Source organism: Sporobacter termitidis DSM 10068, from assembly GCF_900130065.1.
GTDB lineage: Bacteria > Bacillota > Clostridia > Oscillospirales > Oscillospiraceae > Sporobacter > Sporobacter termitidis.
The window spans coordinates 234,625-246,425 of the sequence record NZ_FQXV01000003.1 but is presented as its reverse complement, the minus strand read 5'-3'; the positions used below and the strand labels follow the sequence as shown (position 1 = coordinate 246,425).

10 protein-coding genes and 1 riboswitch are annotated in these 11,801 nt (G+C 60.0%); of the genes, 6 read left to right on the top strand and 4 right to left on the bottom strand.

Annotated elements, in window-relative coordinates; translation table 11 throughout:
- Window positions 1-6 precede the first annotated feature (6 nt).
- The 6 genes from BUB60_RS19725 to BUB60_RS06415 all read left to right on the top strand — a co-directional run bounded on the left by BUB60_RS19725 (window position 7) and on the right by BUB60_RS06415 (window position 8,542).
- Window positions 7-702, top strand: coding sequence for a nuclear transport factor 2 family protein (locus BUB60_RS19725; RefSeq protein ID WP_159435359.1), 696 nt, complete (start codon window positions 7-9; stop codon window positions 700-702).
- 3 nt (window positions 703-705) lie between these two features.
- Window positions 706-1,539, top strand: a complete 834-nt coding sequence (locus BUB60_RS06435) for a nitroreductase family protein (RefSeq protein WP_073076855.1) — start codon at window positions 706-708, stop codon at window positions 1,537-1,539.
- Between the two features lie 48 nt (window positions 1,540-1,587).
- Window positions 1,588-1,735, top strand: a riboswitch (molybdenum cofactor riboswitch).
- A gap of 200 nt (window positions 1,736-1,935) precedes the next feature.
- On the top strand, window positions 1,936-2,937 hold the full coding sequence (locus tag BUB60_RS06430) for a radical SAM protein (RefSeq protein ID WP_073076854.1): 1,002 nt from the start codon (window positions 1,936-1,938) through the stop codon (window positions 2,935-2,937).
- 132 nt (window positions 2,938-3,069) lie between these two features.
- Window positions 3,070-5,064, top strand: a complete 1,995-nt coding sequence (locus tag BUB60_RS06425) for an oxidoreductase (protein ID WP_073076849.1) — start codon at window positions 3,070-3,072, stop codon at window positions 5,062-5,064.
- 66 nt (window positions 5,065-5,130) lie between these two features.
- Window positions 5,131-6,723, top strand: coding sequence for an FAD-dependent oxidoreductase (locus tag BUB60_RS06420; RefSeq protein WP_073076846.1), 1,593 nt, complete (start codon window positions 5,131-5,133; stop codon window positions 6,721-6,723).
- A gap of 226 nt (window positions 6,724-6,949) precedes the next feature.
- Complete coding sequence (locus BUB60_RS06415) at window positions 6,950-8,542, top strand: acyl CoA:acetate/3-ketoacid CoA transferase (RefSeq protein ID WP_073076844.1); 1,593 nt, start codon at window positions 6,950-6,952, stop codon at window positions 8,540-8,542.
- A 54-nt stretch (window positions 8,543-8,596) separates the two neighbouring features.
- On the opposite strand, the gene BUB60_RS06410 is transcribed toward BUB60_RS06415, so the two are convergent.
- The 4 genes from BUB60_RS06410 to BUB60_RS06395 all read right to left on the bottom strand — a co-directional run bounded on the left by BUB60_RS06410 (window position 8,597) and on the right by BUB60_RS06395 (window position 11,794).
- Window positions 8,597-9,151, bottom strand: a complete 555-nt coding sequence (locus BUB60_RS06410) for a rubrerythrin family protein (protein ID WP_073076842.1) — start codon at window positions 9,149-9,151, stop codon at window positions 8,597-8,599.
- A 218-nt stretch (window positions 9,152-9,369) separates the two neighbouring features.
- The gene (locus BUB60_RS06405; RefSeq protein WP_159435358.1) at window positions 9,370-10,029 is read right to left on the bottom strand and encodes a CDP-alcohol phosphatidyltransferase family protein; all 660 of its coding nucleotides are present in this window, start codon (window positions 10,027-10,029) and stop codon (window positions 9,370-9,372) included.
- Window positions 9,999-10,559, bottom strand: a complete 561-nt coding sequence (locus BUB60_RS06400; RefSeq protein ID WP_073076838.1) for a helix-turn-helix domain-containing protein — start codon at window positions 10,557-10,559, stop codon at window positions 9,999-10,001. Before BUB60_RS06400 ends, BUB60_RS06405 begins: the two co-directional genes overlap by 31 nt.
- A 179-nt stretch (window positions 10,560-10,738) precedes the next feature.
- Window positions 10,739-11,794 (bottom strand): zinc-dependent alcohol dehydrogenase, encoded by a 1,056-nt coding sequence (locus tag BUB60_RS06395; RefSeq protein ID WP_073076835.1) that lies wholly within the window; start codon window positions 11,792-11,794, stop codon window positions 10,739-10,741.
- Window positions 11,795-11,801 lie beyond the last annotated feature (7 nt).

The following is an 11,801-nucleotide window of genomic DNA, read 5'->3' as shown; positions in this document are numbered from 1 at the left end:
ACTGTAATGAACAAGAACTATCGGCTGCCGAAAGCCGTTGAGGCGCATTTTGCCGCAACGAATACGGAGGACCGCGCTGCGTTTCTGTCGGCTTTTCACAATGACGCCGCCGTTATTGACGCGGGCCGGGAATATCGCGGAAAGGCTGAAATAAAGGCGTGGAGCGATAAAACCTATTTTGGAGACCAACTGCGCCTCGAGATAACAAACGCCGTGCAGGACGAAGAGGAGACCGTCGTTACGGCGGTTGCGGACGGAGACTACGATAAAACCGGCCTGCCGGACCCGCTGTACCTCGACTTTCACTTTATCGTCAGGGAGGACAGGGTGCGCCTTTTGCGTATCGTGCTTTCATCCAACAGCAGGGCCGTGCCGCTGCCAGGGCCTGTCGCCGCCTTTTACCACGCCTGTGACGTGGACGACGGCCGGTTGCTTGCCGCCTGCTTTGCGCCGGATTCCGCGCTGCGGGACGAGGGCGAGGAATATCGCGGGCCCGAGGCGGTCAGCGGGCATATTTTGAAAGCGAACAGGGAAGCAAAGGTACACATGGATATCCAAGGCGTGCGGGACAGAAACGGCGAAACCGTCGTCACCGCCATGCTGACGGGGATTTTTGAGGGGAGCCCGCTTCCGCTTGACTTTCATTTTGCGCTGGACGGCGGCAGGATCAAGGCGCTGGATATCACGCCGTCGGAGGAATGAGCCATGGCTGAAAGCGGCCTGATACGGGTCGATCAGGAAAAATGCACGCGGTGCGGACTTTGCGTCAATGTCTGCCGGAGCAGCCTCGCGATGGGCGCGTGCGGCCCGGAGGTTATCGGCGATTATTGCATCGCCTGCGGGCATTGCGTTGCCGTTTGCCCCAATGGCGCGCTGGACCACGGGAGAGCCCCACTTGAAAAGCAGATACCGCTGGAAGAATCGCCGGCGCCGGACGCCGGAATGGCGGCGCGCTTTCTCCGGTCGCGGCGTTCCGTCCGCACCTTCCGGGATGAGCGCGTCCCGCGTGAGAGCATCCGCCGGCTTCTGGACGTGGCGCGATTTGCGCCCACGGCCTGCAATTCCCAGGGCGTGGCCTATCTTGCCGTGGACGCGCCGGGTGTTCTGAAGGACGTCTCGGCCGTCATCGCCGATTGGGCGGAGGCGGACCTGGAGCACGGCGCGCTGGGCAGATCCCCCTGGTCGCGCAATACGGCCAAAACCATTCAGACGTACAGGGAAAGCGGAAAGGACACGATCCTGCGCGGCGCGCCGTGCCTTGTCGTTGCCCTGGCGGAAAAAAGCATGGCGGCCCTTGGCCGGGACAATACGCATTTCGCGCTCACATACGCGCAGCTCCTGGCGCCGTCGCTCGGGTTGGGGACCTGCTGGTCCGGCTTGCTTGAATATTGCACCGCCGCGGGATACCCGCCGCTCCTTGAGCTGATAAAGCTTCCCGAAAGCAAAACGGTCACCGGGGCGATGCTCGTAGGATATCCCGTTTATTCATTCAGGAGACTTGTCGACAGGGAGCCCTTACAGCTTTCCTGGCTGTCATAGAATTTAAGTCTTGACATTGATAAAAAATATTTGTTAAACTAAAAGTAAATTTAATAAATGCTTCGAGATTCTCCGGCTAAGGGAAACTATGCCGGTTGATCCTGAGTTTTGACTCACAGGGTAACGATGGAAACGCCGTTGCCTCCCATGACGCAGGATAGTATCCTGCCAGGAAAGAGGCCTGCAAATTCGCTGCATCAATTTCAGGCACTTGGGTTATCCCAGTGCCTGTTTTTTGCCGCTCCAAGCATGTGCGATTACCGCGGTGCTTGAGGGATTTTGGGGTATTTGACTGTGCGTCAAATACCCCTTTTATATCGTCCCCGTCCGCCGTACGGGCGGCCGGGATTTACAGCTGCGCACACTTGTTATCTAAAAACGGAAGAGGTAAATTAAATGGATTGGGATTTGACAAAGACGCAGGCGCTTGAAGTGCTTCAAAACGCCCGGAATCCGCGCAGCGCGTATGAGCTCTTTGCGCAGGCGTCGGAGCTCAGGGACAGAAAGCTGGGAAAGCGCTTGTGGTGGTCGTCCGGCTCGGGCGGGCTATTTCCCTGCAGCGTGAAGCCGCGGTGCGCCTACTGTTCTTTCCACACGGAGAGGATGTTCCCGACGGACGTTTTGCTCAATGGTCTCGAGCTCATAGAGAGCTTGGGTGTTCGGCAGTTTCACATCAGCGGCGGGACCGATCTGGACAGGGGCTACGACGAGCCTCTTTTGGAGCTCGTCCGGACGATAAAGGCGCGGTCGGGGCTGAAGCTGGAAATCAATCTGGGCCCCTCCTTCCGCAGAGAGACGGTGCTGGAGCTGAAAAACCTGGGCATCGACAGCATCACAAGCTCGCTGGAATGCAACGCGCCCAGGGTTTTCGCGGCCGCCAAGCCGGGAGACAATCTGGAACGGCGCCGCCAGCTTCTCCGATTTTGCGAGGAAGCCGACGTCCCCAGCCGGTCGATGATGCTGATCGGGCTGGGGGAGACCGATAAGGAAAGAATTGACCATCTATTTTTTCTCAAGCAGTTCAAAAAGCTTTATCAGCTGCGCATATCCCGGTTTATGCCCTTCCCCGGCACGGCTTATATGGATAAATACCGCTGTTCGCCCTGGGAGCTGGCGCTGACGACGGCGGTGGCACGGCTCGTTCTGCAGGAGTGCGAGATTTGCCCGGCCGCCGGCAACGGCACGGACGACATCCCGCTGTGGTATCTGGCAGGCGGGGGGAATCAGCTGCTCGGCGTATCCATCACGAGAAAGACCCCGCAGCCGGCTCCCGGCACGGACGTCTACCATATCGGCGGGGACGCCTATGTCGTCGACAAGCGCCAGGGGATAGAAAAGCTTTTGGAGGGCATGGGGCTGGAGGCCACAAATGAAATACCCGCGCAGCTTCGGGCGTGACAGCCGCGGGGCGGCCGGAGACCGTGAAAGTGGTTTCCGGTTTTTTTTGCTTTTAAGCCCCCGGTTAAACCAAAATTGATACCGGTATCCGCTATGCTGGTATCATCAGAAAAAGTGGAAAGGATGTATCAAATGTCTTCCAAGTATCCGCACGTCTTCAGCCCGTTTACCGTCCGCGGCGTCCTGTTTAAAAACCGCCTTGAGCAGGCCCCGCCGGGATGCTTCTTTTCCGCGGACGACAACGGCTTCGTTACGGACGATTTTGTCAGCTACTTCCGCCAGTACGCCCGCGGCGGTGTCGCTATCTGCAATGTGGGCAACTGCACCATTGATATCGCCGAGAGCTGCGACGAGCCGCGCCAACTGCAGCTGCAGGACCCGGCCTGCGTCCAGCCGCTGAAATATTTCGCCGAGATGTGCGAGAGCTACGGCGCCCACGGCTCCCTGGAGCTCACCCACAACGGCAAGGACACGGCCTTTGATGCGATCAAGCATCCGGCCTATAGCGCCTCCTCCTTTGTCACCCCCGCCGAGCGGATGCGGGCGGAGCGCATAGGCCGTGATCCCGTCCCGACGATCGAAATGTCAAAAGAACATATCCGCGCCACCGTGGAGAAGTACGCCAGGGCCGCCCTGCACTGCAAGCAGGCCGGCATGAAAATGTGCATGGTCCACGGTGCCCACGGCAACCTGATCGCCCAGTTTGCCAGCGCTTACTTCAACAAGCGCACCGACGAGTACGGCGGCTCCCTGGAGAACCGTGCCCACTTTGCCTGCGAGGTGCTGGATGCCGTCCGCGCCGCGGTGGGCGAGAACTTCGTCATCGAATACCGCATTTCCGCCGAGGAGTTCCACCCGGACCAGATGCACTTTGCCGAGACGCTGGAGTTTATCAAATACATCAGGGACAAGGTGGATATCCTCCACGTGTCCGCCGGCATCCACGACGTCTGGGGCGAAGTTTACTGGATGCGCTTCATGCTCCAGAACTACACCATGGACCGGATGTACAACGTCCACTTCGCCGCCGAGGTGAAAAAGGCGTACCCCGATCTGATCGTGGCCACCGTGGGCTCCATCAAGGATGTGGCCATGGCGGAGGAGATCATCGCCTCCGGCAAGGCGGATATCGTGGCCATGAACCGCGCGCTCCACGCCGACTATGATATGCCCCGGAAATACGCCGAGGGGCGCGAGTGGGAGCATATGCCCTGCCTGCGCTGCCGCTGCTTTCGCATGGCCAGCCCCCATACCAGCAAGCTCTGCTCCGTCAACGCCATCTGGGGCCGGTTCAAGGAGTACCCGGAGGGCAGGCTGCCGCAGGCCGCCGTCAAAAAGAAGGTCGCCGTCATCGGCGGCGGCCCCGCCGGCGTCGAGGCTGTAAAGTGGCTTTTGCAGCGCGGCCACGACGTGACGCTCTATGAAAAAAGCGGCCGGATCGGCGGCCACGTGCGGGACGCCGTCGCCGCCCCCTTCAAGCAGGACCTGCGGGACTATCTGGACTACATGGAGGCGTTTGCCGCAAACTGCGGCGCCCGCGTGCTCCTGAACACCGCGGCGACGCCCGAAAAGCTGAGCGCTGAGAATTACGACGCCGTTATCGCCGCCCTGGGCGCCGACCCCATCCTGCCAAAGCTCCCCGGCGCCGACAAGCCCCATGTCCACTGGGCGCCCGACGCGGAAAACGGGACTGTTGAGTGCGGAGAGCACGTGGCCGTCATCGGCGGCTCCTCCGTGGGCACCGAGGCCGCCATCAATCTTGGCATGAAAGGTCATCAGGTGACCGTTCTCGAAATGGCAAAGGAGGTCGACCTGATGCGGACCGGTGCGGGGGCCGACCTGCTGCAGCTGTCCGAGGATAACGGCGTTGACCGCCGCCTCGGCTGGAGGCTCCTGGAGATTCTGGACAAGAGCGTCGTGGCTGAGAATGTGGACACCGGCGAGAAAAAGGAATTCAAGGCCGATACGGTGCTGATGGCCGTGGGACTGAAGCCCCGCCGGACGGAGGCCCTGGAATTCTGCCACTGCTGCCCCGAGACCAGCTTTATCATCATCGGCGACTGCGCCGAGTCCGGCGATATCCGGGACGCGGTCTGGTCCGCCTTTGAAGCCGCGAGATATATCTGAAAACAAGAGGACGCGGCTTGACATCTCATTGCGGTAAGCTGAAATTATGCAGAGGAGTGTATACATATGGAACCGAGATCGTACTGTAACCTTTCTCCAAAGCGGGGCTGGTCCTGGGAGACGCCGCCCGCGCCGGTCCCCGAGGGGCAGATCGCGGAAACGGTGGAAGCCGACGTCGTCATTATGGGCGGCGGTATCAGCGGCCTTGCCGCCGGCGCCCGCTGTGTGCAGCGGGGCCTGAGTGTCGTTATCGTGGACAGATTCCGGGCGCTTTTGGGCCGCGCCGGCCACGTCGGCGTTCTGGATTCCGCCGTGATGCGCCGGTTGGGCGTCACCATCGACAAAAAGCGTTTCGCCCGTGACTGGATGATGATTTCCGGCAGCCGCGCCAGCGAAGAGCTTTTATGGCTGTACTTAAACCGCAGCGGCGAGGCCTTCGACTGGCTCATGGCGCAGGGCGGCGAGGCGGTGGACGCCACGCTCTACACCGGTTATTACAAGGGCCCGGTCTTCAACGAGTACCCCGGCACCCATATCGTGTTCCAAAAGCCGGGATATGACAAATATAAGAATAAGATGGGCGGCATGCTGGTCGTCGAGATCCTGGAGCGTACGATTTTGGAGGGTGGGGGAAAAATCGTCCGCCCCGTCCGCGCCGAGCAGCTGGAGAAGGATGAAAACGGCCGTGTCGTCTCCTTCATTGCCAAAAGCGAGGCGGACGGCAAATACCGGCGGTACGCGGGCAAAAAGGGCGTCATCATCGCCACGGGCGATATCGAGGGGGACCCCGAAATGCTGGCGGCGTTCTGCCCCCTGGCCCTAAAGCCGACCATCGCCAGGTATTGGCCGAAGGGCAACAACACCGGCGACGGGCACAAAATGGCGTATTGGGCCGGCGCGGCTTTCGACGATCCTGGCTGGGCGCTGTCCCTGCACGGCCGGAAGGACGACGACGCTTCGTATTTCTCTTTTTACTTCCTGTTTGTCAACGCCAGAGGTCGGCGCTTTATGAACGAGGACACCTGGACACAGGCCAAATCCATCCGCGTGCTCAGCCAGCCCGGCGGCGACTATGCCTTTACCGTGATGGACGCCAAGTGGCTGGAGGACTTCGGCGCGCGGTTTGAGATCACCGGAGGCCAGGCCGTCACGCCTCTGAATATCGCCAACTGGGGCGATAAATGGTCGCCGGACTGCGGCCTTGGCGAGACCATCGAGCAGATGGTGCGGAAGGGGAAGTGCGCGTGGAAGGCAGACACGCTGGAGGAGCTGGCGGAAAAGATGGGCGTCCCCGCCGAAAATCTGAAGGCCGCGGTGGCACGGTATAACGCGCTTTATGAAATGGGCGACGACGTGGATTTCGGCAAGCGGAGCGAGCTTTTAACCAGCATTGTGAAGCCGCCGTTTTACGCGCTCAAGTGGGGCCCGGCGCTTTTGGACGTCTTCGGCGGCGCGCTGACCGATACGAGTATGCGCGTTTTGGACCCGGACCACGAGCCCATCCCCGGCCTGTACGCCGTCGGCAACGCGGCGGGCGGCTTCTACGGGGTGGATTATCCGCTGCTCTTAAACGGCAACAGCTTTGGCCGGGCCCTGACCTGGGGCCTGGCCGTCACGGAAGGCATCGAAGCCGACAGCGCCGGGCTGCCGGCAAAATAAAGCCAATCCTTTCTGCGTTTCTCCCGGGCTGCTCCTGTGGGCAGCCCATTTTTGCATTTTTTTGTCATTGTATACGAAAACTTTATAACGTGATAGGGAATACATTGTGGGAAAAAGCATTTTTATAACTTATAATACAATTGTCCGATTCCGGACTAAACCGTATTACCGGTGATATGCACCTTGAATTTCTGAAGGCACTTAATTCATACAGAGGAGACAGCATATGCCCAAATTCGTCACGCTTGAAGAAGCCGTCAGCCATGTTCAGGACAACATGGAGCTGATTGTAGGAGGTTTCAGCACATATTCCAGCCCCGAGGAGCTCCTGGAGGGCCTGGCCGCGCGATATGAAGCCACCGGACATCCCAAAAACCTCACCACGATCTGCGGCATCACTCCCGGAGACAAGACGGAAAAGGCAGAGCCGCTGAAGGGGCTGAACATCGGCCTGAACAGGCTCCGGGCGGAAGGGCTGATCGGCGCGGTCAAGGCGGGCCTCCTCAATGACGCCCGGGCGATCTCCAAGGCGGTGGGCGGCAACAAAATTGCCGGCATCATCTATCCGATGGGCGTGGTGATGAATCTTTTCCGTACGGCGGCCGGCGGCCGGCCGGGCCTCATTACAAAGGTCGGCTTGGGGACGTACTGCGACCCGAGGCACGAGGGCTGCGCCGTCAACGAGAAAGCCAGGCAGATGGCGGCGCCCGTCGAGCTCCTCAGGATCGACGGAGAGGAATATCTGTTTTATAAGGCCTTCAAGCCAAACGCCTGCTTTATCCGCGCCACCTATGCCGACGAGGACGGCAATCTCTCCATGGAGCACGAGGCGGTGCTCGGCCCCGAGCTGGAGGCCGCCGTCGCCACCCACAACAACGGCGGCGTCGTGATCGCCCAGGTAGGAGAGATCGTCCGGCGGGGGACCCTTCATCCCAAAAGCGTGCGGATTCACGGCAAGCTCGTCGATTTTGTGGTCAAGGCGCAAAACCCGGGCAATCAGCGGCAGAATATATTTACGCCCAAATACCGCCCCGAGCTGACGGGCAATATCAGGACGCTGGATGCGGCCGTGGAGCCGCTGGCGATGAGCGTGCGCAAGGTCATCACCCGCCGCGCCGCCATGGAGCTGAAGCCGGGGATCATTATCAATCTCGGCGTCGGGATGCCCGCCGGCATCGGCAGCGTGGCCGCCGAGGAAGGGCTGGGCAGGGGCATGACGATGTCCGTCGAGGCCGGCGCCATGGGCGGCGTCGTCCAGGAGGGGCAGTCCTTCCCCGGGACGGCAAACCCCGAGGCGATTTTCACCCAGACGGACATGATCGATATGATCAACGGCGGCATGCTGGATATGACGTTTCTGGGCCTTGCCGAAATCGATGAAAAGGGCAACGTCAATACCTCAAAGTTCGCCGGCCGCTCCAACGGCCCCGGTGGATTCATCGATATCTCCCAGAACACGAAAAAGGTCATCTTCATGGGGAATTTTACTGCCGGCGAGTGCGATATCGCGCTGGCGGACGGCGGCCTTAAGATCCATAAGGACAGCGGCGTCAAGTTCGTCAGGCAGGTCCAGCAGATCACCTTTTCCGGCGAATACGCCGTCAAGGACGGGCAGGAGATCATGTACATCACCGAGCGCGCGGTGTTTCTGCTGACAAAGGACGGGCTCGTTTTAACAGAGATCGCGCCGGGCGTGGACCTTCAAAAGGACATTATCGGCAAAATGGAGTTTGCGCCCATCGTGAGCCCCGGCCTGAAGCTGATGGACCCCCGCCTGTTCCGCGCCGAAAAAATGGGCCTGAACCAGGGTGCCGAATAGAAATAAAGAAAGCGTGCCGCGTCAATTCGCGGCACGCTTTTTGCTGCAGGATGATTAGAATTTTAAATAGGCGGCCTTGGCGGCGCCGCAGACGGGGCATTTGTCCGGGGCTGCGTCGAGGATGGTGTGGCCGCATACGGGGCAGATATAGACGCCGGCCAGTGCCAGATCCTTGCCGCTCCTTGCGGCGTCCTGCGCCTGCTGGAACAGGACCGCGTGGATTTTCTCGGCCTCCAGGGCAAAGTGGAACGACCTTTCCGCGCCGGGCTCGCTCTGATATTTGGCCGCGTTCAGGTACACGGGGTACATCTGCTTTACCTCGTGCAGCTCCCCGTCGATGGCGCCCTGCAGGTTGTCAACGGTTTTGCCCACGCCGAAAACGCCGCCGGCGGCGACGGTCGCGTCCCCGGTAGGGCCGCCGAGCTCGCGGAAATGATTCGACGCGTGGACGCGCTCCGCGTGGGATATCGCCTCGAACAATTTGGCGATATTCGGAAAGCCCTCCTTGCGGGCAAGGTCCGCCCAGAACAGATACCTCATGTGCGCCATGCTCTCTCCGCCGTAGGCCGAGCGGAGAAAGTCGGCGGTCATCGCGTTATTGACAGCCATATGAAAAACTCCTTTCGCAATCTTAAAGTATATATTGTTTGAAATTACCACAATTATATCATCGCCGCGTTGGGATGATAAGTGTCATTTTGCCTAAATTCGCTCCCTGATCTGAAGCCAGGTCTCCTTCGTGATCGTGCCGCCTGTCAACAGTTATTATACAGCATATTTTGGAAGAACACACCGGCAATGCGCGATATTGCGGAAAAAACCCGGAATCATGACTGGAATGATTCCGGGTTATAGCTTTTTGCCGGGCGTTTTGACCTTTTGGCGGCGCGGCATAAGCCGGCGCGTCGCACTGCCGACACGGCGGCCGGCACGACCGATATGTACGGCAGGAGGCGGAGGAAGGGGAGATATGGCGCGTGGCTGTACGCGAAAAAGGCCAGAGCCGGGATGAGGTAAAATACAACGGCCGCGATTTTCCCCGGCAGGTCAAAGACAAAGACCGCCGCGGGTGTCGCCCGCTTTATATACCCTGAGGTCAAGAGAAAGAAAAGGAAATCGGCCAGGACAAAAACGCCGTACCATACCGGCAGCACCCGAAAGACAATGAGGACGCTCAGTGTTGAGAAGATGAACAGGCCGTCGGCGGAAATGTCCAGCACGGCGCCGGCGGCGGACTGGGCCTTGAGCCCGCGGGCAGCGGCGCCGTCCAGCACGTCGGAGAGGTAAATCAGGCCGAACAGGAGATACAGGCCCGGCGGCATTTCCGCGCGGTCCCCGGCCAAAAGGCCGGTGAGCGGGAACAGGAGCGCGGCGGTCAGCAAAACCCGCAGCACGGTGATCGCGTTCGGCAGATACGTCAGCCCGCCGCCCTTTTTCGCGGCCCGCCGCCCCACGCCTATCGTTTCAGGATCAGCGTCGTCAGCCACCAGGCGGCGCCCAGGGTGACGACGATGCCCGACAGCAGCACATACGTCGGCATTTTAAAGCCGATCAGGTAAACGATAATTGCAGCGCCCGTCAGATAGAGCGCGCTGAGCTGTGCCCAGTGCGGCATCCAGCGGATCAGGACCAGGCCGATGGCCAGCAGAAAAAGTCCGCCCACCAGAAACGACATAAAGTTGCTGCTCATCAGATCGACCGGGTACTGCGCCCCGCCCCAGATGACGACGATGACGCCCAGCGCCGCCAGTATAAAACCCAATATGGATAATCCCGTCATTTTGCTTTTGCCCTCCTTTATTAATTTTTCCTGAAATGTTTTGTCGCCTTTTACGAGCTCATCCAGCGTTAAATGGAAAAGCTCGGACAGCTTGATGATTGTTTCGATGTCGGGATAGCTTTTCCCGGTCTCCCATTTGGATACGGCCTGCCGGGAGATGTTCATGCGCTGGGACAGCTCCTCCTGCGACATGCTCAGCTTCTCGCGCTCCTGCTTGATCCTGGCCCCTAATTCCATGGCGGCGCTTCCTTTCCGATGTGTGATCTGCCGTGATTTTAATACGGCGCCTGCGGTGTTGTAAAGAAAAACGCGGATGCTCCGGCGCAACCGTCTGTTGCGGGCCCGAAAAACGGATAAAAGTACCGGCATCAACGGGGGATGCCGGTACTTTATCGTTTATTTGCTTGCCGGGCCGATCAGTCGAAGAGGACGACGCCCTTGATGTAATCGGCGGGCGCGTGCTCGAGCATCTCAAAGGCCCTTGGGGTATCCTCGAACCGGACCTCGTGGGTGATGAGCCGGTCCAGCGGCAGCCTGCCGTCCACATAGGAGGCGACGCCCTCCCGCATGTTGTCGCGGGGGCGCTCGGCAAAGGTGGGGTGGGTAGCCACCAGAACAGGCGTCCGGCTCATGAGGTTGAAGGCCAGGCTCACGGGAAAGGTCTCCTGCCCGCCGTATACGGAAGGGATCAGGATTTTTCCGGCACCCTGGTAGCTGCCCTCAAAGGCCGGCAGGCCGTGGACATGGGGCTCCTTGATGATGGCGCCGGCGGTGTCGAGCCCCCTGAGGCTGCCGGAGATTTCCACGACCACGTCGAAGAAGCGCCCATCCGTCAGCTCAAAGGCCCTGTCGTCCACCTGGACGTTTTTCGGGTTGATGGTGTCGGTGGCGCCCAGCTTCCTGGCCATTTCCAGCTTGTTGTCCAGCAGGTCGATGGCCACCAGGTGCTTGGCGCCGCTTTTGCGCAGCCCGGCAATGGCCATCAGGCCCATAAAGCCGCAGCCGATGACGGCCACGTTCTGGCCGTACTTGCAGGAGGCCTCCCGGACGATATTGACGATGCACCCCAGAGGCTCCGCCAGGCAGTATTTTTTCTCCTTGTCCGTTTCAGGAATTTTGACAAACTTCGGGTCGTCCTCAGGGATGATCATATAAGTGGCGTAAGCGCCAAAGCCCATGCCGGCGATAAAGTCGCCGACCTTGTACTCCGTCACGTCCCTTCCGACGTCGGCGACGACGCAGACGGGCTCGTGGCCGGCCGCCGCCGGATACTGGGGTTCGCCGCCCCAACGCATGTAGCCGTATTTCGTCATCGCGCTGCCCACGGCGCCCAGGTACGCGGGCAGGTCCGTATGGCAAATGCCGACGGACAGCACCTTGAGCAGGACGTCGCGGGCGCCCAGCGCGGGGAGCTCCTCCTCAATAAACTCGATCCGGCGTTTTCCTGTAATAAGCGCTTTTGTAACCTTCATCTGCGTG